The sequence below is a fragment of the Cupriavidus taiwanensis LMG 19424 genome, assembly GCF_000069785.1.
Classification (GTDB): domain Bacteria; phylum Pseudomonadota; class Gammaproteobacteria; order Burkholderiales; family Burkholderiaceae; genus Cupriavidus; species Cupriavidus taiwanensis.
Map to the genome: position 1 here is coordinate 547,852 of NC_010528.1, position 24,012 is coordinate 571,863.

Consider the following 24,012-nt stretch of genomic DNA (forward strand, 5'->3'; position numbering starts at 1 on the left):
GAATTGATGTGTTTTCAGGCTTACGCCTTGCCCTGCATCGACTGCCGGTCGAAGCCCGCCAGCTGCTTGTACCGCAGCGAAATCGCTTCGAGCTCGGCGCGCGGGATCACCTGGTCGATATCGCTGAATCCCTGCGGCGCGCGCTCTTCAGCCAGCTGCATCACCTGCTCCGGCCCGTTCATGCGGTTGCGCAGCACAATGCCGGCGGTGCGCGGCAGGCGTTCTGCCTCGTATTCGCGCAGGGCGTAGCCGGTGTCGCGGGTGCCGAGCAGGCTGTCGACCAGGTAGCGCGCGTCGAGGATGGCCTGGGCGCTGCCGTTCGAGCCGATCGGGTACATCGGGTGGGCGGCGTCGCCCAGCAGCGTGACGCGATCGAAAGTCCAGCGCGGCAGCGGGTCCTTGTCGACCATCGGAAACTCGTAGATGGCGCCGGCGCCGTCGATCAGCGCGGGGATGTCGATCCAGTCCCACTGCCAGCCGGCAAAGCGCGCGCGGAACACCGCTTTGTCGACCTGCTTGTTCCAGTCGCTGCGCGGCGGGGTGTCGGGCACGCTGTCGGGCACGCGCAACTCGGCAATCCAGTTGACCAGCGCGCGCCCCTGGCGGCGCAGCGGTTCGGAGATGGGGTAGGCGACGAACTTCTGGTCCTGGTGCCCGGCCATGAACATCGAGCGACCGTCCAGGTAGGGTGGCGCCTCGGTAACCGCGCGCCACAGCAGCCGGCGCGAAAAGCGCGGCAGGTCGCCGGCGGGATAGAAATGGCGGCGCACCGCCGAATGGATGCCGTCGGCGCCGACCAGCACGTCGGCGCTGGACTCGACCGCGGCGTTGTCGGCGCGGCGGCGCAGCATGAAGCGCGCCTGGCCATGCGCGCCGGTGTCCAGCACGGTATCAAAGCTGTGGCCGGTATGAACCGCGCCGGCCCCCAGGCGCTCGACCACGGTGCGGTGCAGCAGCATCTGGAACTCGCCGCGATGGATCGAAAACTGCGGCCAGTCATAGCCGGCGGCAAGACCGCGCGGCTCATGCCAGATGCGCTGGCCCAGCTTGTTGTAGTACGACAGCGACGAGGTCTCGACGGCGATGGCGGCGAGCGCATCGCGCAGGCCCAGCTCGGACAGCACGCGCACGGCGTGCGGCAGCAGGTTGATGCCGACGCCGAGCGGGCGCAGCGATTCGCTGGCTTCCCAGACTTCGGCCTCGATGCCGTGGCGGTGGCACAGCAGCGCCAGCGTCAGCCCGCCGATGCCGCCGCCGGCGATTGCGATCTTCATGGTGTCTCCCCGCGGGCAGGTCGCGCCGGTACGCAAGCGCGGGCGCTTTGCATCCGGTCGAATTGAATTTGTTATTGAGTATAACAATTCGACCGAATCCCCTGCAGATAAGGAAAAACCCGCGGGGAGCGGGTTTGATAGGAAGTACAGGTAGCGTGCCAATCACTACCGTCATTCCCGCGAAGGCGGGAATCCAGCGCCTTTCAAGTCCCCTTCGGGGATGAAGTCACTGGGTTCCCGCCTTCGCGGGAACGACGTGTCAGGGTCGTGAAAACCCCGCGCTCAGCCCAGCGCGGCGTTTTCCGGATTAGCCGGGGCCGCGGACTTTGCCTTGAGCGACGGCACCGGGAACACGATGTCGTACAGCCAGTTGTACACCAGCGCATAGACCATGTAGAAGCCGGCCACGGCGATGTCCATGATGAGCGCATCGATCAGGCTGATGCCGAGGTACCACGCCAGTGACGGCAGGAACACCACCAGCAGGCCCAGTTCGAACAGCACGGCGTGCAGCACGCGCACCGGCACCGATTTGCGCAGCTGGCCGGTGAAACGCAGCATGCCCTTGTCGAACAGCACGTTGTACAGGTAGTTCCAGCCGGTGGCGACCAGCGAGGCGACCGCGCCGATCAGTCCCATCTGGTGCAGTTCATAGCCGAAGGCCCAGCTCGCCAGCGGGGCGAAAATCAGCAGGCCGACCACCTCGAAGCCAACGGCATGGCGAATCCGGTCCCTGGTATTGCGCATGATTTCTCCTTGCGGGCAAAGACGATGGGGCCTAGTCTATCTGCTCGGCAGGGATTGCCAAGTTGGATACTATCGGCATAACAGATAGATGAAGGGGTGGGGTTGCGTATGAGTCTCTCGCTGGAGCAATTGCAGGCCTTTGTCGCCGCGGCCGACACCGGCTCGTTCTCGGCCGCCGCGCGCCGGCTGGGCAAGGCCCAGTCGGTGGTCAGCGCGGCGGTGTCCAACCTCGAGATCGATGCCGGCAACGCGCTGTTCGACCGCACCGGCCGCTACCCGGTGCTGACCCCGGCCGGCGAACGGCTGCTGGCCGAGGCGCGCGTGATCCTGGAGCGCTGCGAGCATTTCCGCGGCGTGGCCAAGAGCCTGGGCGAGGGCGTGGAGACGCGGCTGGTGCTGGCGGTCGACGAGCTCTATCCGGAAGAGACGCTGGGCGCGCTGCTGGTGGAGTTTTCCGGGCGCTTCCCGGCGGTCGAGCTGGAACTGCTGTTCCCGCTGATGGAGGATGTCAGCCGGCTGGTGCTGGAGGGCGGCGCCGACCTCGGCATCATGTGGCGCCAGGAAGTGCTGCCGCCGGAACTGGGCTTCCATGCGCTCGGCTGGATGCCGATGCAGATCCTGTGCGCGCCCGACCATCCGCTGGCGTCGCAGCGGGTGGACTGGGAAGAGCTCAAGCGCTACCGCCAGCTGATGGTCGCGACCCGCACCGACAGCGAGGAAAAGATGCGCCTGCGCGTGGCCGCCGACGTGTGGTGGGTGGAAAGCCAGTGGGTGATCGTCGAGCTGGTCAAGCGCGGGCTGGGCTGGGCCTTCGTGCCGTGGCACGTGGTGGCCAATTCGCCGGCCGCGGCGCAGCTGGTGTCGCCGCCGCTGGCGTTCCAGCAGCAGGACTGGCCGGTGGCGATGGAACTGGTGTGGCACAAGCAGCGGCCGCTGGGCAAGGCCGCCACCTGGCTGCGCGAGCGCATCTGCGCGCAGCCGCTGCCGAGCGCGCCGCAGCGCGGCGGCTAGCGCTGCCCGATGGTGGCGGGCGCGGCGGCTTGTCCGCTGTCGCTGTCATTGCCGCTGTCACTGGCGCTACCGCCAGCACCTGCCGGCTGCGCGTGCCAGCCGCCGCCCAGCGCCTTGATCAGCACCACGGCAGCGGTGTACTGGCGCCCGGTGATCGACAGCGCGGTGCGCTCGGCAGTGTAGGCGCTGGTCTGCGCCGTCAGCACGTCGAGCAGGCCGGCGGTGCCGGCGCGGTAGCGGTTGTTCACCAGTGCCAGCGCCTCGCGCGCCGAGCGCAGCGCGTCGTTCTGCACCACCGCCTCCTGTTCCAGCAGACGCTGCGCGGCAAGGTTGTCCTCGACTTCCTGGAACGCGCCCAGCACGGTCTGGCGGTAGTTGGCGACGGTCTGGTCGTAGGCCGCCACTGCCTGCGCCTTGGCCGCGCGGCGCGCGCCGCCGTCGAACAGCGTGCCGGCCAGGCCGCCGCCGATCGACCAGATCCGGTCCGGCAGCGACATCCAGCGCGCCAGCGTGCTGGCGGTCAGCCCGCCGCTGGCCGACAGCGACAGGGTCGGATAGTAGGCCGCCTGCGCCACGCCGATCTGCGCATTGGCCGACGCCATGCGCCGCTCGGCCGCGCCGATGTCGGGGCGGCGCTCGAGCAGTTGCGACGGCACCGCGGCCGGCACGCGCGGTGGCGCGGCGCGGAACTCGCCCGCGGCCAGCGACAGCGCCGCGGGCGGCTTGCCCACCAGCACGGCGATGGCATGCTCCAGCTGCGCGCGGGTGATCTGGATGTCGATCTGCTGCGCCTGCGCGCTCTTGAGCTGGGTCTCGGACTGCAGCACGTCGGAGCGCTGCGCGGTGCCCGCCGCGTACTGGTTCTGCACCAGCTGCAGCGACTTCTGGTAGTCGGCCACGGTGCGGTCCAGCAGCGCCTTCTGCGCATCGGCCACGCGCAGCAGGAAGTAGCTTTGCGCCAGCGTGGCCTGCGTCGACAGCAGCGTTGAAGCAAGGTCGGCCTCGCTCGCCTGTGCGCTGGCCTCGCTGCTTTCCACCTGGCGCCGCACGCGGCCCCAGACGTCGAGTTCCCAGGTCGCGCCCAGCGTGGCGTTCTGCCCGTTGAGGGTGTTGCCGCTGGCACCGCGCGCGCGCGAGGCGCCGGCCTGCGCATCGACCAGCGGGAAGAAACCCGCGCGCGCCGCCTGCAGCGATGCCAGCGCCTGGCGGTACTGGGCCTCGGCGGCCTTGATGTTCTGGTTCGAGATCTGCACCTCGGCCATCAGCGCATCGAGCTGCGCGTCGCCGAACACGGTCCACCAGTCGGCGCGCGCCAGCGCATCCTGCGGTTCGGCCGGCTTCCAGTCGCCGGTCCAGGCCGGGGTGGCAGTATCGGCCGAGGCTTCCTTGAACTCTGCCGACATCGGCGCGTCGGGACGCTGGTAGTCGGGGCCGACAGCGCAGCCGGCCAGCAGCAGCGCGCATGCGAGCGGCAGCGGCAGGGCAGGGGTCAGGAAACGGGTAAAAGCATTCATGTCGAGTCTTCGCAAATCTAGACGGCGGCCGGCTGGTCAGGCGTGCCGGTACCACGGCGGCGCTGGCGCCAGGCCCTGACCTTCAGGCGCCAGCGGTCCAGCGTCAGGTAGACCACCGGCGTGGTGTACAGCGTCAGCAACTGGCTCACCACCAGCCCGCCGACGATGGAAATGCCCAGCGGCGCGCGCAGCTCGGCGCCGTCGCCGCGGCCCAGCGCCAGCGGCACGGCGCCCAGCAGCGCCGCCATGGTGGTCATCAGGATCGGGCGGAAGCGCAGCAGGCAGGCGCGGTAGATGGCGTCGCGCGGCGACAGCCCCTCGCGCCGCTCGGCGTCGATGGCGAAGTCGATCATCATGATCGCGTTCTTCTTGACGATGCCGATCAGCAGGATCACGCCGATCAGCGCGATGATGCTGAAGTCGGTCTTCGAGGCCAGCAGCGCCAGCAGCGCGCCCACGCCGGCCGACGGCAGCGTCGACAGGATGGTGAGCGGGTGGACATAGCTTTCATACAGCACGCCCAGCACGATATAGATCGTGATCAGCGCCGCCAGGATCAGGGCCGGCTGGCTCTTGAGCGAGTCCTGGAACGCCTTGGCGCCGCCCTGGAAGTTGGCGCGCAGCGTTTCCGGCGCGCCGATGCGCGCCATCTCGCGGTTGATGGCGTCGGTCGCCTGCGACAACGAGGTCCCTTCGGCCAGGTTGAACGAGATCGTCGAGGCCGCGAACTGGCCCTGGTGGTTCACGCCCAGCGGCGTGCTGCTCGGCGTCACGCGCGCGAACGCCGCCAAGGGCACGCGGTTGCCGTTGCCGGTGACGACATAGATGTCCTTGAGCGCATCGGGGCCCTGCAGGTATTCCTGGCTCAGTTCCATCACCACGCGGTACTGGTTCAGCGGATGGTAGATGGTCGACACCAGCCGCTGGCCGAAGGCATCGTTCAGCACCGCATCGACCTGCTGCGCGGTCACGCCCAGCCGCGAGGCCGCGTCGCGGTCGATGATGACCGAGGTCTGCAGCCCCTTGTCGTTGGTGTCGGTGTCGATATCCTCCAGCCCCTTCAGGTTGGACAGCGCCGCGCGCACCTTGGGCTCCCACGCGCGCAGTACCTCCAGGTCGTCGGACTGCAGCGTGAACTGGTACTGCGAGCTGCTCTGGCGCCCGCCCACGCGGATGTCCTGCACCGATTGCAGGAACAGGCTGGCGCCGGGCTCCTTGGCCAGCTTGCCGCGCAGGCGCGCGATGATGGCGTCGGCCGATTCCTTGCGCTCCGACAGCGGCTTGAGCGTGACGAACATCTGCCCGGTATTGCGCTGCGAGCCGCCGGTAAAACCCGTCACGTTGACCACCGCCGGGTCGGACTGGACGATCTTGATGAAGTTGTCGAGCTTGCCGCGCATGGCCTGGAACGAGGTGGCCTGGTCGGCGCGAATAAAGCCGATCAGCCGGCCCGTGTCCTGCTGCGGGAAAAAGCCCTTGGGCACGATCACATACAGGTAGACGTTGAGCGCGATGGTGGCGATCAGCACCAGCCACACCAGCGGGCTCAGCCGCAGTGCGGTCGACAGCGAACGTGCATAGCCGTCATGCAGCCACTGGAACATGCGCTCGGTGGCGCGGAAGAAGCGTCCCTGCTTTTCCGGTTCCACCGGCCGCAACATGCGCGCGCACATCATCGGCGTGGTGGTCAGCGAGACCACCAGCGACACCAGGATCGCCACGGACAGCGTGATCGCGAATTCCTGGAACAGGCGGCCGACGATCCCACCCATCATCAGCAGCGGGATAAACACCGCGATCAGCGACAGGCTCATCGACAGCACCGTGAAGCCGACCTCGCGCGCGCCGCGCAGCGCCGCCGCCAGCGGCTTCATGCCTTCCTCGATATGGCGCGAGATGTTCTCGAGCACCACGATGGCATCGTCGACGACGAAGCCGGTGGCGATGGTCAGCGCCATCAGCGACAGGTTGTTCAGCGAGAACCCGGCCAGGTACATCACCGAGAACGTGCCGATCAGCGATACCGGCACCGCCACGCTGGGAATCAGGGTGGCGCGCACGTTGCGCAGGAACACGAACACCACCATGATCACCAGCGCCACCGAGATCATCAGCGTGTGCTCGACCTCGCGCAGCGAGGCGCGGATGGTGGGCGTGCGGTCCATCATCACGTCCATCGAGATCGCCGCCGGGATCATCTTCTGCAGGTTTGGCAGCATCTCGTTGACGCGGTCGACGGTCTCGATGATGTTGGCGCCGGGCGAGCGGTTCAGCACCAGCAGCACCGACGGCTTGCCGTTGGCCGAGCCCGCGTTGCGGATGTCCTGCACCGAATCGACCACGTTGGCGACGTCGCGCAGCCGCACCGGCACCGCGAACGAGTTTGGGCCGCTGGTGGCGCTGGTGCCGCCGGTGGCGCCGCTGGTGATGGTGGTGGTGCCGCTGCTGGTGGTGAGCGTGGTCACGGTGACGCCGTTGACGACCTTGGTGCTGACGCCGCCACTGGCGGTCGCGTTGGCGGTGCTGGCGATCAGCGCGCCCGCCGACGCCGACGAGTAGGTGCCCGGCGTGGCGTAGCGGATGATCAGCGGCATGTAGTCTTCCGCCTTCATCGCCTGGTCGTTGGCGTAGACCTGCCAGTTGTTGCTGGCGTTTTCCAGCGTGCCCAGCGGCCGGTTGGCATTGGTCGCGCTGATGGTGTTGCGCACGTCCTCGAGCGAGATGCCGTAGTTGTTCAGCGCGGTCGGATTCAGCTCGACCCGCACCGCCGGCAGCGAGGCGCCGCCGATGGTGACCTGGCCCACGCCTTCGACCTGCGACAGCTTCTGCGCCAGGATGGTCGAGGCCGCGTCGTACAGCTGCCCGCGCGTCATGGTCGGCGAGGTCAGCGCGATGATCATGATCGGCGCGTCGGCCGGGTTGACCTTGCGGTAGGTCGGGTTGTTGGGCAGGCTGGTCGGCAGCGTCGCGCGCGAGGCGTTGATGGCCGCCTGCACGTCGCGCGCGGCGCCGTCGATATCGCGCGACAGGTCGAACTGCAGCGTCACACGGGTCGAGCCCAGCGAGCTGCTCGAGGTAATCTCGGTCACGCCCGCGATGGTGCCGAGCGCGCGCTCCAGCGGCGTGGCGACGGTGGCGGCCATCGTTTCCGGGCTGGCGCCCGGCAGCGACGCCGACACCGAGATGGTCGGGAAGTCCACCTGCGGCAATGGCGATACCGGCAGCAGCCGCAGCGCCGCCAGCCCCGCCAGCAGGATGCCCAGCGTGAGCAGCGCGGTCGCGACCGGGCGGTGGATAAAGGCAGCCGAGAGATTCATCGTTACACCGGCTCCTCGCCCGTGCCGCCTTCCTCCGGATCGCCGAAGCGGCGCTTGCGCCAGCCTTTCACGCGCGTCGCCACGCGGTCGAACGCCAGGTAGATCACCGGCGTGGTGAACAGCGTCAGCACCTGGCTGACCAGCAGGCCGCCCACCATGGTCACGCCCAGCGGCCGGCGCAGCTCGCTGCCGATGCCCGAGCCCAGCATCAGCGGCAGCGCCGCCAGCAGCGCCGCCATGGTGGTCATCAGGATCGGGCGGAAGCGCAGCAGGCAGGCCTGGAAGATCGCGTCGCGCGGCGACATGCCTTGCTCGCGCTCGGCCTCTAGCGCGAAGTCGATCATCATGATCGCGTTCTTCTTGACGATGCCGATCAGCAGGATGATGCCGATGATGGCAATGATGCCCAGGTCCATGCCCGCCACCAGCAGCGCCAGCAGCGCGCCCACGCCGGCCGACGGCAGCGTCGACAGGATCGTGACCGGGTGGATGGTGCTTTCATACAGCACGCCCAGCACGATATACATGGTCACCACCGCGGCCAGGATCAGCCACAGCGTGTTTGACAGCGACGCACGGAACGCCAGCGCCGCGCCCTGGAAGCTGGTCTGCATCGAGATCGGCAGGCCCAGCTCCTGCTCGACCCGGGTGATCTTGTCGACCGCGGCGCCGAGCGATTCGCCATGCGCCAGGTTGAACGAGATCGTCGCCGCGGGGAATTGCCCCTGGTGGTTGATCACCAGCGGCCCGGTACGCTCGGTGATGCGCGCGAACGCGCCCAGCGGCACCTGTCCGCCGGACGAGGAGGGCAGCCGCAGCTCGGCCAGCGATTGCGGGCTGGTGCGGAATTCCGGCATGGTCTCGAGCACCACGCGGTACTGGCTCGACTGCGTGAAGATGGTCGACACCAGCCGCTGGCCGAAGGCGCTGTACAGCGCGCTGTCGATCACCGCGGTGGTGATGCCGAAACGCGCCGCGGCGTCGCGGTCGATGTCGACATAGGCGCGCAGGCCGTTGTTCTGCTGGTCGCTGGTGACATCGCGCAGCTCCGGCTCCTGGCGCAGGCGCTCGACCAGCTTCGGCACCCACGCCGCCAGCGTCGCGGGATCGGGGTCTTCCACCGTGAACTGGTACTGCGTGCGCGAGACCTTGTCCTCGATGGTCAGGTCCTGCACGGGCTGCGTGAACAGCGACACGCCGCCGAGGCTCTGCACCGATTGCTGGAGGCGCTGGGTGACCACGTCGATCGGGTCGCGCTCGCCCTTGGGCTTGAGGTTGATCAGCATGCGCCCGGCGTTGAGCGTGGCGTTGCTGCCATCCACGCCGATGAACGACGACAGGCTGGCCACTGCCGGGTCCTGCATCACCACCTTGGCCACCGCTTCCTGCTTGCGCGCCATGGCGTTGAACGAGGTGGTCTGCGCGGCCTCGGTGATGCCCTGGATCACGCCGGTGTCCTGCACCGGGAAGAAGCCCTTGGGCACCAGCAGGTACAGCAGCACGGTCAGCGCCAGCGTGGCCACCGCCACCACCAGCGTGGCCTTCTGGCGGTCGAGTACCCACTCCAGGCCTCGCCCGTAGCGTTCGATCACGTTGTCGAAGAAGCGGCCGGTGGCGCGGTGGAAGCGCGATAGCTTCTCCTCCGGCACATGGTGCAGCAGCCGCGCGCACATCATCGGCGTGAGCGTCAGCGACACCACCGCCGAGATCAGGATCGACACCGCCAGCGTGATCGCGAACTCGCGGAACAGCCGACCCACCACGTCGCCCATGAACAGCAGCGGGATCAGCACCGCGACCAGCGAGAAGGTCAGCGAGATGATGGTGAAGCCAATCTGCTTCGAGCCCTTGAGCGCCGCCTGCATCGGCGAATCGCCCTTCTCGATGTAGCGCATGATGTTCTCGATCATCACGATCGCATCATCGACCACGAAGCCGGTGGCGATGGTCAGCGCCATCAGCGTCAGGTTGTTGATCGAGAACCCGGCCAGGTACATCACGCCGAACGTGCCCACCAGCGACAGCGGCACCGCCACGCCCGGGATGATGGTGGCGGGGATATTTCGCAGGAACAGGAAGATCACCAGCACCACCAGCGCGATCGCCAGCAGCAGCTCGAACTGCACGTCCTCGACCGAGGCGCGGATGGTGGTGGTGCGGTCGGTCAGCAGCTGCACGTGCACCGACGCCGGCAGCGCGTTCTGCAGCTGCGGCAGCAGCGCCTTGATGCGGTCGACCACCTCGATCACGTTCGCGCCGGGCTGGCGCTGGATGTTGAGCACGATCGCGGGCTTGTCGTTGGCCCATGCGGCCAGGCGGCTGTTCTCGGGGCCGTCGACGATCTCGGCCACGTCGGTGATGCGGATCGGCGCGCCGTTCTTGTAGCCGAGGATGATCTGGCGGTATTCGTCGGCGGAGCGCAGCTGGTCGTTGGCGTCGATGGTCGACGCGCGCTGCGGGCCGTCGAAGCTCCCCTTGGCGCCGTTGACATTGGACGCGCCGATGGCGGTGCGCAGGTCGTCGATCGACATGCCCAGCGACGCCAGCGCGGTCGGGTTGGCCTGGATGCGCACCGCGGGACGCTGCCCGCCGCTGATGGTGACGAGGCCCACGCCCTGGATCTGCGAGATCTTCTGCGCCACGCGCGTATCGACCATGTCCTGCAGCTTGGGCAGCGGCATGGTGTCGGACGTCATGGCGATGGTCATGATCGGCGCGTCGGCCGGGTTGACCTTGCTGTAGACCGGCGGCATCGGCAGGTCCGACGGCAGCAGGTTGCTGCCGGCATTGATGGCGGCCTGCACCTCCTGCTCGGCCACGTCCAGCGGCAGCGTCAGCTCGAACTGCAGCGTGATCACCGACGCCCCTCCTGACGAGGACGACGACATCTGCTTCAGGCCCGGCATCTGGCCGAACTGGCGCTCCAGCGGCGCGGTCACCGACGAGGTCATCACGTCGGGGCTGGCGCCGGGGTATAGCGTGGTGACCTGGATCGTCGGGTAGTCGACCTCGGGCAGCGCCGACAGCGGCAGCAGCCGGTAGGCCACCAGCCCGGACAGCAGGATGGCCAGCATCAGCAGCGCCGTCGCGACCGGGCGCTCGATGAAGAGGCGGGACGGGTTCATGCGGCGTCCTTACTGCTGCGGCGCGCGCGCGGCCGGTGCGCTGGCGCCGGCTTCGCGGTGGCGGCGGCGTTCGCCTTGCGGTGCCGAAGCGCTTGCAGCGCCTGTAGCGCCGGCATCGGCCTGCGCGCCGCTGGCACCGCCGGCACCGCCCGCACCGCTCGCACCATCGCGATGGCGCCGCCCGCGCGCGCGCGGCTGGCTGGCCGGCACCACCGCGGCCGCGCGTGCCGCCGGGTCGACGGTTTCGACCGTCATGCCTTCCTTGAGCCGGTCGGCGCCGTCGACCACCACGCGCTGGCCCGGCTCGAGCCCCTTGAGCACCGCGGTGCGGGCGCCGTCGCCGGGGCCCAGCTCGACCACCTGCACCTTGACCTTGCTGGCTTCGTCGACGGTATAGACGAAGGTGCCCTGCTGGCCGCGCTGGATCGCCGCCACCGGGATCACGGTGGCGTCCCGCAGCGTGTCGACGCGCGTGCGGACATTGACGAACTGGTTGGGGAACAGCATGCCGTCGGCATTGGGGAAGACCGCCTTGAGCTTGACCGTGCCGGTGGTGGTGTCGATCTGGTTGTCGGTGGTCAGCAGCGTGCCTTCGCCCAGCTGGTTGCGCACCTGGCGGTCCCAGGCCTGCACCGGCAGTTTCTCGCCGGCGTTGAGCTTCTTCAGTACCGAGGGCAGGTTGTCCTCGGGGATGGTGTACATCACCGCGATCGGCTGGATCTGCGTGATCAGCGCGATGCCGTTGGTGTCGCTGGTGTTGACGATATTGCCGGGGTCGACCTGGCGCAGGCCGATGCGGCCCGACACCGGCGCCACGATCTTCGTGTAGCCCAGTTGCAGGCGCGCGTTGGCGACGTTGCCCTGGTCGGTCTTGACCACGCCCTCGTACTGGCGCACCAGCGCGTCCTGGGTATCGACCTGCTGCTTGGAGATCGAATCCTGGCCCAGCAGCGTGCGGTAGCGCTGCTGGTCCAGCTTCGCGTTCTGCAGCAGCGCCTGGTCGCGCGCCAGCTGGCCCACGGCCTGGTCGAGCGCGGCCTGGAACGGGCGCGGGTCGATCTCGGCCAGCACGTCGCCGGCCGTGACCATCTGGCCTTCCTTGAACAGCACCTTGAGCAGCGGGCCGGACACCTGCGCGCGCACGGTCACGTTCGAGACCGGGGTCACGTTGCCCAGCCCGTTCAGGACCACGTCCATGTCGCGCTGGGCCACGGTGGCGACCACCACCGGCGAGCGCGGCATGCCGGGGCGACCGCCAGGGCCGCCAGGGCCGGCGGCGGCCGGTCCGCTGGCACCGCCGGGCCCGCCCGGGCTGCCCTTGGAGGCGTCGCCGCGGTGCGCATGCCAGTACCAGGCGCCGCCGGCCAGCAACAGCACCAGCAGCCCGGCATACAGCCGGCGCCGGTTCCGGCGCGGCGGGGTGCCGGACGAACCGGGCGGGGGGGAAGACGGGGACGGGGTAGGGTTAGGTTGGCCGTGTTCGGGGTTGGACATGTCCGCAATCCTGGGGACGGCGCGCCCGGCGCACCGTCATGTGTTCTGCTGGCAAGTGACGATGCCGCAGTATGCCGCATCGCACGCATTGCAATGGGCGCCGGCCGGCCTTGCGGGGCAGCGGGCCCGAGTGCCGCGCGGCGCGCATGGGGCGGCGCCGGCGGCAAGTCATGCGGCAAGGATAATGTGCGGGCGCGGACGCCCGTATTTCCGCGTCCGGCCGATTTATTACAGAGGATTACCAGGACCCCGGGTGTAACCTGCGGAAACAAAACCGTCCGGCCCCGCCGGCGTATGTGGCGCCGGGGCTGACTATCATGTGCCTATGCGAACGAACCAGCCTACCCAGATCCTCGTCGTCGACGACGATCCCGAACTGCGCGATCTGCTGCGCGAGTACCTGACCCAGCAAGGCTTCGCCGTCTCGGTGATGCATGACGGCGACGGCCTGCAGGCGCGCCTGGAGCGCGAGCGGCCGGCGCTGATCGTGCTGGACCTGATGATGCCCAAGGTCGACGGCCTGACCGCGCTGCGCAACCTGCGCGCCAGGAACGACGATATCCCGGTGATCCTGCTCACCGCCCGCAGCGACGAGATCGACCGCATCGTCGGCCTGGAGATCGGCGCCGACGACTATCTCGGCAAGCCATTCTCGCCGCGCGAGCTGCTGGCGCGGATCAACGCCGTGCTGCGCCGCAAGCTGGCGCGCCCGGCGGCGGCGCCCGAGGACCGCGAGTCGGTTGCGTTCGGCCCGTTCCGCGTCAACTTCCGCCAGCGCACGCTGGCGCGTGCCGGCCAGGCGCTGTCGATCAGCGATACCGAGTTCGCGCTGCTCAAGCTGCTGCTGATGCATCCGCTCGAAGTGCTGTCGCGCGAGCGCATTGTCGAGCTGATGTACGGCAGCGCCAGCGGCATCAGCGACCGCGGCATCGACGTGCAGATCTGGCGCCTGCGCCGGCTGCTCGACGAGGACGCGCAGCGCCCGCGCTATATCCAGACCGTGCGCGGCCGCGGCTACACCTTCGTGCCTGACGAAGCGGAAGAGATTCCCGCGGGCCTCCCCGAATAACCCGGCGCCGGCCATGCGCCGGCGCTGCTGGCGCCCCGCATCCGGCGCCACCAGGACCTGCTTCCCGATGAAGTTGCGACGTATCGATACCCTGTTCGGCCGCATTGCGCTGCTGATCGCCGCGGTGCTGGTGATCAGCCATTTCTCGTGGCTCGCCATCCTGCGCATGGACCGGCGCCAGCAGCAGGTCGACTATTCGGTGGAGCAGATGCTGTTCCAGCTCGACAGCATCGAGCGCGCGCTCGACGCGCGGCCGCCGGCGAAGCTGCCCAGCCTGGTGGAAACCGCCAACACCGCCGATGCCGACGAGCACGCCACCGCGCCCAAGGGCGGGCGCTCGCGCCGGCTGGTGGAGCAGTTCATCAGCCGGTTGCCGCAAGGCACCGAGATCCGGCTCGAGGACGAGACCACCCCGCGCATCTGGATCAAGCTGCCGAGCCGCGCCGACTGGATCGCGATGCCGATCCTGTGGGTCCACAACCCGCCGCCGGACAACCGGCTGGTGCCGGGGGTGATGCTGGTGGTCGGCGTCGCCATCGTCTTCGCCGTGCTGATCGCGTGGCAGATCCAGCGGCCGGTGCGCGACATGGCCAACGCAGCGGCGCTGCTGTCACGACAGCACGCCGTGCCGCCGCTGCGCGAGCGCGGGCCGCACGAGCTGCGCCAGCTGATCGAGCGCTTCAACCGCATGGTGGCCGACCTCGCGCGCATCGACCAGGAACGCAACACCATGCTGGCCGGCATCGCCCATGACCTGAAGACGCCGCTGGCGCGGCTGCGCCTGCGCGCCGAGATGCTGGCCGATCCCAAGGCGGCCGCGGGGGTCACGCGCGACGTCGATTCGATGGCGGCCATCGTCGAGCAGTTCCTGAGCTTCGCGCAGACCAGCGAGTCGACCGCGCGGCCGGTGCCGGTGGACCGGCGCGTCAACGAGCTGGCCGCCTCGCTGGCCGAGCAAGAGCGCCAGGTGGTGCTGTCGCTGGACGCCGGCGAAGGCTTCCGCATGATCGCCACGCAGCTGGACCGCATCGTCGGCAACCTGGTCGACAACGCCTACGCCTACGGCAAGCCGCCGGTCTGCATCGCGACCTCGCGCACGCCGGACGGCTACATGCTGGTGGTGGAAGACCAGGGCGACGGCATTCCCGACGACGACAAGGAACGCGCCACGCTGCCGTTCGTGCGGCTGGATCCGGCGCGCGGCGGCAATGCGCATTCCGGGCTGGGGCTGGCGATCGTCGACCGGCTGGTGCGGCAGGCGGGGGGAAAGCTGAACCTGGTGAATGCGGAAGGGGGCGGGCTGCGGGTGGAGATGCTGTTTGGGGCGGCTACGGTCTAGTGACCGTTTGGTAAAAACCGTGTAGTGCGGTACGGCTGGGGCTTGCCACCACCCCTGGCAAAGGCTCCCCTCTCCCGCAAGCGGGCGAGGGGAGCAAACCAGCAGCGGTCGGACGCTCTCAGCAGTTTGCGTTCACACCTTCAAACCTTCTTCTTCTCCCCGATCCGGCTCTCCTTCCCCGCCAGCAGCTTGGCGATGTTCTGCCGGTGCCGCGCAATCAGCAGCACGCTGATCACGAAGATCGCGCCGGCCATCACATCCACGCCGTTCATCAGCACGTGGAAGAACGGCGCGAAAATCGCCGCCACCAGTGCCGCCAGCGACGAATAGCGGAAGAAGAACGCGATGATCAGCCAGGTGGCCAGCGTGCCCAGGCCCAGGATCGGGTCGATCGCCAGCAGGATGCCGGCCGCGGTGGCCACGCCCTTGCCGCCGGCAAAGCGGTGGAACACGGGGAACAGGTGGCCCAGGAACACCGCCAGCGCCACCATGGCGAGACCGGTGTCGTTGAGGCCGTGCGCCGGGCCGAAGCGCGCCGCCAGCCACACCGCCAGCCAGCCCTTCAGGGCATCGCCGATCAGCGTCAGGATCGCGGCCTTCTTGTTGCCGGTGCGCAGCACGTTGGTGGCGCCGGGGTTGCCCGAGCCGTAGGAGTGCGGATCCGGCAGCCCCATCAGCTTGCTGACGACCACAGCGAAGGAAACGGAGCCGATCAGGTAGGCGGCAAGGGCGAAAAGCAGATTGGCCATGTGGAGTGGGATGTTTTCAGGCTGGCGCGATTGTAGCGCGGCAGGGGCCTCGCCACGACCGTGACTTCCCCGATTGGCGCGGAGGCTTGCTTCGGCCTGAAGTGGGGCAAGACGGCCGCAAGGTCAGTCCGGCAGCGCGCACTGAACCGGCTGCGCGTCGAGCAGCGTGGGCAGCAGTTTCGGGTCCAGGCTGACCAGGTAGCCGCGGCGCCCGCCGTTGATATAGATGCGCGCCAGGTCCAGCACGGTCGATTCCACATATACCGGCATGCGCTTCTTCGTGCCGAACGGCGAGGTGCCGCCCACCAGGTAGCCGCTATGCCGCTGCGCGACCTCGGGCTTGCACGGCTGCACGCTCTTGCGCCCGGTCTGGCGCGCCAGGTTCTTGGTCGAGACCGAGCAGTCGCCGTGCATCAGCACCACCAGCGGCTGCGCGCGCTCGTCTTCCATGACCAGGGTCTTGACCACATCATGCTCGGGCACGTCCAGCTGGCGCGCCGATTCGCCGGTGCCGCCGTGCTCGACGTAGTCATAGGGGTGTTCGCCGAAGGCTACGCCGTGCTTGCGCAGGAACTGGGTGGCAGGGGTTTCGGAGACATGCTTGGTCTTGCTCATGGCGATCGCTGTGTGCCGCTCAGCCGCGCGGATGATGCTGCTGGTGCAGCTCGCGCAGGCGTTCGCGGGCGACGTGGGTATAGATCTGGGTGGTGGAGATGTCGGCGTGGCCCAGCAGCAGCTGCACCACGCGCAGGTCGGCGCCGTGGTTCAGCAGGTGCGTGGCAAAGGCATGCCGCAGCGTGTGCGGCGACAGCGGGGCATGCACGCCGGCATCGCGCGCATGGCGCTTGATCAGGTGCCAGAAGGCCTGCCGCGTCATGCCTTCGCCGCGCTGCGTGACGAAGAGCGCGTCGCAGGCACGCCCGGCCAGCAGCACCGGACGCGCGCTGGCGAGGTAGCGCCGCAGCCAGTCGCCGGCCTGCTGGCCGAACGGCACCAGCCGCTCCTTGTCGCCCTTGCCGCCGACCACGCGCGCGACGCCCTCGTTCAGGCCGATTTCGACGGTCTTCATCTGGGTCAGCTCGGACACGCGCAGCCCGCTGGCGTACATCAGCTCGAGCATGGTGCGGTCGCGCAGGCCCAGCGGCGTCTCGGTGTCGGGCGCTTCCAGCAGCGCTTCGACCTGGGCCTCGCTCAGGGTCTTGGGGTGGCGCGGCGGCTGCTTGGCGGGGCGCAGCAGCAGGCACGGGTCAACCTGCACCAGGTGCTCGCGCAGCGCCCACTGGTAGAAGCGGCGGAATACCGCCAGGCGCCGGTTGGCCGACGACGCGCGGGTCTGCGTGTGGCGCGCGCTGAAGTACGCCGACAGCGCGCCGTCGTCGGCGTCGAGCAGCTCGCCGCGCTGCTCATGCTGCAGCCAGCGCGCCAGCAGCGTCAGGTCGCGCCGGTAGGCGTCGATGGTGTTGCGCGAGAGCCCGTCTTCCAGCCACAGCGCATCGCAGAAGCGGCCGACCAGGGCCACGTCGGCAGCGCTGGCGACGGCGGTGGGCTCGGCTGCCGCCGGAGCGCCGCTCATATCAGCATGGCGCCCTCATGGCGCAGCAGCCAGCGTTTGACGTCGAGGTAGAAGCCGTCTTCGGCGTGGTGCGAGAAGCCGCCGATACCGCGCGCCGAGACCACGCGATGGCAGGGGACGAGGATTGGGAACGGGTTCTGCCCGCAGGCCTGGCCGACCGCGCGCGGCATCGCGCCGATGGTGTCGGCAATGGTGCCGTAGGTGGTGGTCGCGCCGCGCGGCACCGCGCAGATGGCCTGCCACACGCGCTGCTGGAACGCGCTGCCAGCCGCGGCCAGCGGCACGTCGAAGACAGCATCGGGATCGTCGTAATAGGCCGCCAGCTGCTCGGCGAGCCGCTGCGTCAGCGCATCCGCCGGAGCAAGCCCCTCGACGTGCCCGGGAAGGTACACGATGGCCCGGATGCGCGCGCCGTCCGTGCGCACGCCGATCTTGCCGAACGGGGCGGAAAGGATGGCGTCGTAGGTGGCGGGCATGGCGGTCGGGCTGGGGCGAATGCTGGATTTTAGTGCTTTTTGGCGGGGCAGAAAAAAGGCCGCCTCGCGGCGGCCCCTTGCGGATGACGTCACACCGGCCGGATTACTGCTCCAGCTTGATGTTCTGCACCTTGACCAGGTTCTTCATCTTGTCGAATTCCTTCTTGATCTCGGCCGCGTGCTGCGCCGGCGTGTTGCCCGACGGCTCGGCGCCGGCGGTGCGCAGGCGCTGCTGGAAGTCCTTGTCCTGCAGGGCCTTGACGGCGGCTTCATTGAGCTTCTTGATGACGTCGTCAGGCGTGCCGGCCGGCGCCACCAGGCCGTACCAGGCCGGATCGTTCGGCTCCTTCAGGCCCATTTCGCCGAAGGTCGGCACGTCCGGCAGCGAGTCCAGGCGCTTGTTCCAGGCCACAACCAGCGGGCGCAGCTTGCCGGCCTTGATGTAGGGCATCGACGACGGCAGGTTGTCCACCATGATCGGCACCTGGCCGGCCAGCACGTCGTTCAGCGCCGGGCCCGCGCCGCGGTACGGGATATGGACCATGAAGGTCTTGGTCGAGACCTTGAACTGCTCGCCCAGCATGTGGCCGAAGCCGCAGGTGCCCGACGACGCGTACGAGTACTTGCCCGGGTTGGCCTTCAGCACGGCCAGGAATTCCTTGTAGTTCTTGGCCGGGAAGTTAGGGTTCACCGCGATCACGTTGGCCACGTTGGCCAGGTTGGTGATGGGCTTGAAGTCCTTGATCGGGTCGTACGACAGCTTGGGGTTGCAGGCCGGGTTCACGGCCATGGTCGAGACCGTGGAGATGCCGATGGTGTAGCCGTCCGGCGCGGCCTTGGCGATGGCGTCGGCGCCGATCGAACCGCCCCCGCCCGCGCGGTTTTCCACCACCACCGGCTGGCCCAGGATGCGGCTCATCTGGTCCGCCGCGCCGCGGCCGACGATGTCGGTGGTGCCGCCGGGTGCGAACGGAATGATCAGGCGGATCGGCTTGGTGGGGTAGCTCTGGGCGTGCGCCGCGGTGGCGGCGGCGGCCAGGGCCAGGGTCAGTGCGAGTTTGCCAGCTTGCATGAGATCATGTCTCCCGTCAGAAATCCGGGCAGGGTGCCGCCCGGAAGCAAAAAAACCGTCGCAGTGCCACAGGTCGGGCGGTGCGCCGGCAGCGTAATCTGGGGTCAGCCGCCCAGCAGGCCGCGCTTGACGCCGGCGTCGACCGGGCGTTCGCCCAGGAACACCCGCAGCAGGGCCTGGTAAAAGTCTTCGCCGGGGATCGGCCGGCCGCGCGGCGTGCCGTTGATGGCGACGACCGTCCCCGTTTGCGGGGAAAAATCCAGGTTGATGACGTCGCCCTTGTGCGCGGTGCCGATCTCGCCCAGGGTGCGCTCGAACTGTACCAGCCGCGCCGCCAGCCCCCGCATCTGCGCCTCGCTGTGGTTGTCGCGCATGCCCTGGCGGATCGCGCGCACCACGGCCGGCGGCTCGGTCTCGCGCAGGATGCGTAACTGTAGCCGCTTGGCGCCGGAGGTGCCCAGTACCAGGGCCGCGTTGCGGGCCTTTTCCTCCAGGTACAGCGCCGCCACGTAACCCTTGCTCAGGAAGCCGGTGCGCAGGGCCGCGCCATTGAGCTGCAGCTCCTTGCCGCCCACGCGCGCCGCATCGTCGAAGCGCATGCCTTCGATCTCGACCGCGCGCGCCGGCCCCGGCACGGCATGCACCATGGGCGCGGCGCCGAGCGCCGCCAGCACGACGGCCAGGCGCAGGCGGCGGCCCGGGCGGAAGCCAGGGCGCAAGCCAAGGCAGAAGCCAAGGCGGAAGCCAAGGCGGAAGCCAAGGCAGAAGCGGGAGCGGAGGAGGGTGTCCACGCGCAGGCGCGCGGAACGGATGCGGGACAACATGGCGGCAGGCGTACAACTTGGCATGCCATGCTGCCCGAAATCTGGAAGAATACCTATCCGTATCTGCCCTAGTCTGCACATTCAGGCTTTTTTGCCGTTATCTCTCCCCGCTGCTGTTTCTGTGCGACGGCTGCCCGGGCAGTTGCAGCGCCACGCCCCTGCCACCACAACAACAACCCTCGATGTCTTCCGCCCTCCTGCTGGTCCCGGACTTCAGCCTGATCCTGATCGGCTGGCTGCTGGTGCGCTATTCCCCCTTCGACCGCGCCTTCTGGGGCGGGGTGGAGCGGCTGGTCTACTTTGTCCTGTTCCCGGCGCTGCTGCTGCAGTCGACCAATACCGCGGTGCTGGATTTCTCCTCGACCTCGGCCATGCTGGGACTGGCGATGCTGGTGCTGGCCACCGGCGTGGCCGGCGGTTACGCCGTCAAATGGGTGCTGCGCCCGGATGCGGTCAGCTTTGCTTCGGGGCTGCAGACCGCGTTCCGCTTCAATTCCTATATCGGGCTGGCGCTGGCCTCGCGGCTGGGCGGTTCCGAAGGGCTGGCGCTGATGGCGGTGATCGTCGGCTGCACCGTGCCGCTGTGCAACGTGCTGGCGGTGTGGGCGCTGGCCCGGCATGGCCAGGCCGCGCTGTGGAAGGAACTGGCGCGCAATCCGCTGATCCTGGCCACCGCCGGCGGCCTGGCGACCAATATGATGGGGCTGCACGCGCCCGAGGTACTGGGCATGACGCTCAACCGGCTGGGCTCGGCGTCGACCGCGCTGGGGCTGATGACGGTGGGCGCCGGGCTGCAGATCAGCGGCGCCACCGGCACCGCCGGGCCGGTGGCGTGGTGGACCGGCGTCAAGCTGCTGGCCATGCCGTGCGTGGCCTGGCTGGTGGGGCGGCACCTGCCGCTGACCGTGCTGCAGTACCAGATCGTGGTGCTGTACGCCTCGCTGCCGACCGCCTCCAGTGCCTACATCCTGGCCGTGCGCATGGGCGGCAACGGACCGATGGTGGCCGCGACGATCTCGCTGATGACGGTGGGGGCGATCGTGACCACGCCGCTGTGGCTGGCGCTGGTGAGCTGACCTGACCGGGGCATCCCGGATCAGCCGGCCTGTTGCGCCGGCGGTCCGCCCTGTGCCAGGGCCCAGTCGATATGCTCGTGCACCAGCGGCGTGGCAGCCTCGCGCCGCGCCAGCAGTGCGGCGCGGATGCGCGCGGCCAGGGCCGCGTCTTCGGCGCGCGTGCCCGACCGGGCCGCGCGCAGGCTGTTGCCAAGCCCCACCGCCAGATTGCGCAGCCAGCGCTCATGGCCGATGCGGCGGATCGGGCTGCCTTCGAGGCGCTGGTTGAATTCGGCTTCGGTCCACTGGAACAGCGCCACCATGTCGGGCGCGTCCAGGCCATTGCGCACATCGAAGTCCGGCACGGTGGCCACGTGCGCGAACTTGTTCCACGGGCAGGCCAGCTGGCAGTCGTCGCAGCCGTAGACGCGGTTGCCCATCGGCGCGCGGAATTCCACCGGGATCGCGCCCTTGTGCTCGATGGTGAGGTAGGAAATGCAGCGGCGCGCATCGAGCCGGTAGGGCGCGACGATGGCGCGCGTGGGGCAGATGTCCAGGCAGCGGTGGCAGCTGCCGCAATGGCCGGATTCGGGCGGATCGGCGGGCAGCGGGATGTCCACCAGGATCTCGCCGAGGAAGAACATCGAGCCGCCGTCGCGGTCCAGCAGCAGCGTATGCTTGCCGCGCCAGCCGAGACCGCCCTGGCTCGCCAGCGCCACTTCCATGACGGGGGCCGAATCGGTAAAGACGCGGTAGCCGAACTTGCCGATCTCGGCCTCGATCCGGCTGGCCAGCTGCTGCAGGCGGCTGCGCAGCACCTTGTGGTAGTCGCGCCCGCGCGCATACAGCGACACTACCGCGGTGGCCGGGTCGTCCAGCCGCGCCAGCTCGTGGCGGCGCCAGTCGGCGGCCTGCGCGTGCGCGCCGGCGGCCGGGACATAGGGCATGCGCGCCACGATCGCGCGCACCGTGCCGGGCACCAGTTCGGCCGGACGGGCGCGCCGCAGGCCGTGGTTGGCCATATAATCCATGTCGCCGTGGCAGCCCTGCGCCAGCCAGGCCAGCAGTCCGGGCTCGGCGTGCGCGAGGTCGACATCGGCGATGCGCACCGAGGCAAAGCCCAGCGCCGCGCCCCATGCGCGGATCGACGCGGCCAGCGCCGCAAGCTCCCCCGGGCCCGCGGCCGCGTGGCCGCTGGTATCTGGTACTGGTGTGGGCGGCGCATCCGCCTGCCCTGGGGCGACTCGGTCGATCATTCCTGAATTGTACGCAATGCCCTTGCTCGAAGAACGCACCCTGACGCTGCCCGACGAAGCCGCCACCGCGCGCCTGGGCGCCGCACTGGCCGCCGCCGTGCAGGCGATGCCGCCGCGCACGGTCCATGTGCAGCTGTCGGGTGACCTGGGCGCCGGCAAGACCACGCTGTCGCGCGCCGTGCTGCGGGCGCTGGGCCACGCGGGCAAGGTCCGCAGCCCGACCTACACGCTGTGCGAGCCCTATGAAGTCGCCCGCGCCGACGGCTCGCCGCTGACGGTCTACCACTTCGACCTGTACCGCTTTGCCGATCCCGAAGAGTGGCTCGACGCGGGTTTTCGAGACTGCTTTGCAGAGCCGGCCTTCAATTTGGTCGAGTGGCCGGAGAAGGCCGGGCGCCTGCTGGGGGAACCGGACCTGCACGTGTTGCTCCAATCGGACATGGCCGGCGCCGATGACGCCGGCGAGCGGCGGATCGCGACCATGCGCGCCTATACTCCCACTGGACTTACCTTGCTGAACGCATGCTGATCAAGCGACTTGCCACCGACCGCCCCGATGGACCCGACGGCCTGCTGCAGGCGCGCCGCAAATGGATGGCGCAGGCGCTGAAGCTGGGCGCCGGCGCCGCCGTGCTGACGCTGGCCGGTCCGCAGATCGCGTCGGGCGCCGGCATCGTCGCGGTGCGCGTGTGGCCGGCGGAGGACTACACCCGCGTCACCATCGAATCCGATACGCCGCTGGCCGCGGTGCACCAGATGATCCGCGACCCCGACCGGCTGGTGGTGGACATCGACGGCCTCGACCTGTCGCCCACGCTGCGCGAGCTGGTGGCCAAGATCACCCCGAACGACCCGTATATCCAGACCGTGCGCGTCGGCCAGAACCGCCCGCGCGTGGTCCGCATGGTGTTCGACCTGAAGGAAAACGTGGCGCCGCAAGTGTTCACGCTGGCGCCCATCGGCAGCTACCGCAACCGGCTGGTGTTCGACCTGTATCCGGTCAACCCGCCCGACCCGCTGTGGAAGCTGGTGCGCGACACCGAGGAAAAGCAGCGCCGCTTTGCCACCTCGGCCCCCGCGCCGGGCGCGGAAGGCATCGCCGGCGCTCCGGCCGGCGCGGAAGAGGACGCCATCGGCGCGCTGGTGCGCCGCTTCGACGAGAAGGGCGAAGTGCCGCCCACCACCGCGCCGCTGCCGCCGCCGGTGGCCGCGGCCCGGCCGCGGCCGTCGACACCGTCCACCGCACCGGTGCCGCCGGTGCCGGCCCCGAACGCGCCCGTGGTGCCGCCGGTCGCACGCGACAATCCCACCGCCGAGCGCCCGTTCAAGATGCGCCGGCTGCTGACCGTGGCGATCGACCCCGGCCATGGCGGCGAAGACCCGGGCGCGATCGGCGCGGCCGGCTCGCGCGAAAAGGACGTGGTGCTGCAGATCGCGCACCGCCTGCGCGCCAAGATCGACGCGCAGCCCAATATGCGCGCGATGATGACGCGCGACGCCGATTTCTTCGTGCCGCTGAACGTGCGCGTGCAGAAGGCGCGCCGCGTGCAGGCGGACCTGTTCGTGTCGATCCACGCCGATGCCTTCCTGTCGCCCGAGGCGCGCGGCGCGTCGGTGTTCGCGCTGTCCGAGCGCGGCGCGTCCAGTACCGCGGCGCGCTGGCTGGCCAACAAGGAAAATGCCTCCGACCTGATCGGCGGCGCCAACATGGGCAACAAGGATGCGCAGGTGGCGCGCGTGCTGCTGGACTTGTCGACGACCGCGCAGATCAACGACAGCCTGCAGGTCGGCAAGGCCGTGCTGGGCGAGATCGGCGGCATCAACAAGCTGCACAAGGCCCACGTCGAGCAGGCCGGGTTTGCCGTGCTGAAGGCCCCGGACATCCCGTCGATCCTGATCGAGACCGCGTTTATCAGCAATCCGGAAGAGGAGCGCAAGCTCAATGACAACGCGCACCAGGAGCAGCTGGCCAATGCCATCCTGAAAGGCATCCGTTCGTACTTCGCGCGCAATCCGCCGCTGTCGAAGAATCCGTCTGTCTGATCCGCCCCACTGGCGGCAGGCACAAAAGAAACGGGGCATGCCTTGGGCATGCCCCGTTTCTCATGGCCACGCGC

Annotated in this window: 19 protein-coding genes; 6 read left to right on the plus strand and 13 right to left on the minus strand. The window is 69.0% G+C overall.

Translation table 11 applies throughout. From position 1 onward, the window contains the following. Positions 1-20: 20 nt before the first annotated feature. The gene (locus RALTA_RS02615; RefSeq protein WP_012351860.1) at positions 21-1,274 is read right to left on the minus strand and encodes a flavin-dependent oxidoreductase; all 1,254 of its coding nucleotides are present in this window, start codon (positions 1,272-1,274) and stop codon (positions 21-23) included. Between the two features lie 282 nt (positions 1,275-1,556). Next, on the minus strand, positions 1,557-2,021 hold the full coding sequence (locus tag RALTA_RS02620; RefSeq protein WP_012351861.1) for a PACE efflux transporter: 465 nt from the start codon (positions 2,019-2,021) through the stop codon (positions 1,557-1,559). Between the two features lie 108 nt (positions 2,022-2,129). Between RALTA_RS02620 and RALTA_RS02625 the strand changes: the two genes are divergently transcribed. Beyond that, positions 2,130-3,032, plus strand: a complete 903-nt coding sequence (locus tag RALTA_RS02625; protein ID WP_012351862.1) for a LysR family transcriptional regulator — start codon at positions 2,130-2,132, stop codon at positions 3,030-3,032. Here RALTA_RS02625 and RALTA_RS02630 read toward each other — a convergent pair. The 4 genes from RALTA_RS02630 to RALTA_RS02645 are packed head-to-tail and all read right to left on the minus strand — an operon-like array spanning position 3,029 to position 12,482. Next, complete coding sequence (locus RALTA_RS02630; RefSeq protein ID WP_041232056.1) at positions 3,029-4,546, minus strand: efflux transporter outer membrane subunit; 1,518 nt, start codon at positions 4,544-4,546, stop codon at positions 3,029-3,031. The two genes, RALTA_RS02625 and RALTA_RS02630, sit on opposite strands and share 4 nt — an antisense overlap. A 17-nt stretch (positions 4,547-4,563) precedes the next feature. Continuing rightward, on the minus strand, positions 4,564-7,863 hold the full coding sequence (locus tag RALTA_RS02635) for an efflux RND transporter permease subunit (RefSeq protein ID WP_012351864.1): 3,300 nt from the start codon (positions 7,861-7,863) through the stop codon (positions 4,564-4,566). Positions 7,864-7,865: 2 nt separating this feature from the next. After that, the gene (locus RALTA_RS02640) at positions 7,866-10,988 is read right to left on the minus strand and encodes an MdtB/MuxB family multidrug efflux RND transporter permease subunit (protein WP_012351865.1); all 3,123 of its coding nucleotides are present in this window, start codon (positions 10,986-10,988) and stop codon (positions 7,866-7,868) included. Positions 10,989-10,997: 9 nt separating this feature from the next. After that, a complete protein-coding gene (locus RALTA_RS02645) occupies positions 10,998-12,482 on the minus strand; it encodes an MdtA/MuxA family multidrug efflux RND transporter periplasmic adaptor subunit (RefSeq protein ID WP_012351866.1) in 1,485 nt (494 codons plus the stop codon). Positions 12,483-12,807: 325 nt separating this feature from the next. On the opposite strand from RALTA_RS02645, the gene RALTA_RS02650 reads away from it, so the two are divergent. Both RALTA_RS02650 and RALTA_RS02655 read left to right on the plus strand, forming a co-directional pair. Further along, positions 12,808-13,551: a response regulator gene (locus RALTA_RS02650; RefSeq protein ID WP_012351867.1), complete on the plus strand. Its 744-nt coding sequence runs from the start codon at positions 12,808-12,810 to the stop codon at positions 13,549-13,551. 67 nt (positions 13,552-13,618) lie between these two features. Continuing rightward, positions 13,619-14,890, plus strand: coding sequence for an ATP-binding protein (locus RALTA_RS02655; protein ID WP_012351868.1), 1,272 nt, complete (start codon positions 13,619-13,621; stop codon positions 14,888-14,890). 140 nt (positions 14,891-15,030) lie between these two features. On the opposite strand, the gene plsY is transcribed toward RALTA_RS02655, so the two are convergent. From plsY to RALTA_RS02685, 6 genes are all read right to left on the minus strand, one after another. Next, positions 15,031-15,639, minus strand: coding sequence for a glycerol-3-phosphate 1-O-acyltransferase PlsY (gene plsY / locus RALTA_RS02660; protein WP_012351869.1), 609 nt, complete (start codon positions 15,637-15,639; stop codon positions 15,031-15,033). A gap of 123 nt (positions 15,640-15,762) precedes the next feature. After that, positions 15,763-16,254 (minus strand): aminoacyl-tRNA deacylase, encoded by a 492-nt coding sequence (locus RALTA_RS02665; RefSeq protein WP_012351870.1) that lies wholly within the window; start codon positions 16,252-16,254, stop codon positions 15,763-15,765. Positions 16,255-16,273: 19 nt separating this feature from the next. Further along, a complete protein-coding gene (gene xerD, locus RALTA_RS02670) occupies positions 16,274-17,212 on the minus strand; it encodes a site-specific tyrosine recombinase XerD (RefSeq protein ID WP_012351871.1) in 939 nt (312 codons plus the stop codon). Further along, on the minus strand, positions 17,209-17,688 hold the full coding sequence (locus tag RALTA_RS02675) for a methylated-DNA--[protein]-cysteine S-methyltransferase (protein WP_012351872.1): 480 nt from the start codon (positions 17,686-17,688) through the stop codon (positions 17,209-17,211). The genes xerD and RALTA_RS02675 overlap by 4 nt, the downstream gene beginning before the upstream one ends. 103 nt (positions 17,689-17,791) lie before the next feature. Beyond that, entirely contained in the window at positions 17,792-18,760 is a 969-nt protein-coding gene (locus tag RALTA_RS02680; RefSeq protein WP_012351873.1) for a tripartite tricarboxylate transporter substrate binding protein BugE, read from the minus strand. A gap of 104 nt (positions 18,761-18,864) precedes the next feature. Further along, positions 18,865-19,407, minus strand: a complete 543-nt coding sequence (locus tag RALTA_RS02685; RefSeq protein ID WP_242405257.1) for a chalcone isomerase family protein — start codon at positions 19,405-19,407, stop codon at positions 18,865-18,867. Positions 19,408-19,766: 359 nt separating this feature from the next. Between RALTA_RS02685 and RALTA_RS02690 the strand changes: the two genes are divergently transcribed. Beyond that, entirely contained in the window at positions 19,767-20,660 is an 894-nt protein-coding gene (locus RALTA_RS02690) for an AEC family transporter (protein ID WP_012351875.1), read from the plus strand. Positions 20,661-20,680: 20 nt separating this feature from the next. On the opposite strand, the gene queG is transcribed toward RALTA_RS02690, so the two are convergent. After that, complete coding sequence (gene queG / locus RALTA_RS02695) at positions 20,681-21,895, minus strand: tRNA epoxyqueuosine(34) reductase QueG (protein WP_012351876.1); 1,215 nt, start codon at positions 21,893-21,895, stop codon at positions 20,681-20,683. A 16-nt stretch (positions 21,896-21,911) separates the two neighbouring features. Here queG and tsaE point away from each other — a divergent pair, with 16 nt between their 5' ends. Next, positions 21,912-22,424 carry a tRNA (adenosine(37)-N6)-threonylcarbamoyltransferase complex ATPase subunit type 1 TsaE gene (gene tsaE, locus RALTA_RS02700; RefSeq protein WP_025583544.1) on the plus strand — a complete coding sequence of 171 codons (513 nt, stop codon included), beginning with the start codon at positions 21,912-21,914 and terminating at the stop codon, positions 22,422-22,424. After that, positions 22,418-23,938 carry an N-acetylmuramoyl-L-alanine amidase gene (locus RALTA_RS02705; protein ID WP_012351878.1) on the plus strand — a complete coding sequence of 507 codons (1,521 nt, stop codon included), beginning with the start codon at positions 22,418-22,420 and terminating at the stop codon, positions 23,936-23,938. Before tsaE ends, RALTA_RS02705 begins: the two co-directional genes overlap by 7 nt. Positions 23,939-24,012 lie beyond the last annotated feature (74 nt).

What these genes read in the sequence shown, in the direction of transcription:
- RALTA_RS02685 (WP_242405257.1), bottom strand. Translation starts at nt 19,407, where the DNA reads ATGGTGCATGCCGTGCCGGGGCCGGCGCGCGCGGTCGAGATCGAAGGC.
- RALTA_RS02640 (WP_012351865.1), bottom strand. Translation starts at nt 10,988, where the DNA reads ATGAACCCGTCCCGCCTCTTCATCGAGCGCCCGGTCGCGACGGCGCTG.
- RALTA_RS02620 (WP_012351861.1), bottom strand. Translation starts at nt 2,021, where the DNA reads ATGCGCAATACCAGGGACCGGATTCGCCATGCCGTTGGCTTCGAGGTG.
- RALTA_RS02675 (WP_012351872.1), bottom strand. Translation starts at nt 17,688, where the DNA reads ATGCCCGCCACCTACGACGCCATCCTTTCCGCCCCGTTCGGCAAGATC.
- RALTA_RS02630 (WP_041232056.1), bottom strand. Translation starts at nt 4,546, where the DNA reads ATGAATGCTTTTACCCGTTTCCTGACCCCTGCCCTGCCGCTGCCGCTC.
- plsY (WP_012351869.1), bottom strand. Translation starts at nt 15,639, where the DNA reads ATGGCCAATCTGCTTTTCGCCCTTGCCGCCTACCTGATCGGCTCCGTT.
- RALTA_RS02615 (WP_012351860.1), bottom strand. Translation starts at nt 1,274, where the DNA reads ATGAAGATCGCAATCGCCGGCGGCGGCATCGGCGGGCTGACGCTGGCG.
- queG (WP_012351876.1), bottom strand. Translation starts at nt 21,895, where the DNA reads ATGATCGACCGAGTCGCCCCAGGGCAGGCGGATGCGCCGCCCACACCA.
- RALTA_RS02665 (WP_012351870.1), bottom strand. Translation starts at nt 16,254, where the DNA reads ATGAGCAAGACCAAGCATGTCTCCGAAACCCCTGCCACCCAGTTCCTG.
- RALTA_RS02635 (WP_012351864.1), bottom strand. Translation starts at nt 7,863, where the DNA reads ATGAATCTCTCGGCTGCCTTTATCCACCGCCCGGTCGCGACCGCGCTG.
- RALTA_RS02625 (WP_012351862.1), top strand. Translation starts at nt 2,130, where the DNA reads ATGAGTCTCTCGCTGGAGCAATTGCAGGCCTTTGTCGCCGCGGCCGAC.
- RALTA_RS02650 (WP_012351867.1), top strand. Translation starts at nt 12,808, where the DNA reads ATGCGAACGAACCAGCCTACCCAGATCCTCGTCGTCGACGACGATCCC.
- RALTA_RS02680 (WP_012351873.1), bottom strand. Translation starts at nt 18,760, where the DNA reads ATGCAAGCTGGCAAACTCGCACTGACCCTGGCCCTGGCCGCCGCCGCC.
- RALTA_RS02705 (WP_012351878.1), top strand. Translation starts at nt 22,418, where the DNA reads ATGCTGATCAAGCGACTTGCCACCGACCGCCCCGATGGACCCGACGGC.
- RALTA_RS02690 (WP_012351875.1), top strand. Translation starts at nt 19,767, where the DNA reads ATGTCTTCCGCCCTCCTGCTGGTCCCGGACTTCAGCCTGATCCTGATC.
- RALTA_RS02645 (WP_012351866.1), bottom strand. Translation starts at nt 12,482, where the DNA reads ATGTCCAACCCCGAACACGGCCAACCTAACCCTACCCCGTCCCCGTCT.
- tsaE (WP_025583544.1), top strand. Translation starts at nt 21,912, where the DNA reads ATGCCCTTGCTCGAAGAACGCACCCTGACGCTGCCCGACGAAGCCGCC.
- RALTA_RS02655 (WP_012351868.1), top strand. Translation starts at nt 13,619, where the DNA reads ATGAAGTTGCGACGTATCGATACCCTGTTCGGCCGCATTGCGCTGCTG.
- xerD (WP_012351871.1), bottom strand. Translation starts at nt 17,212, where the DNA reads ATGAGCGGCGCTCCGGCGGCAGCCGAGCCCACCGCCGTCGCCAGCGCT.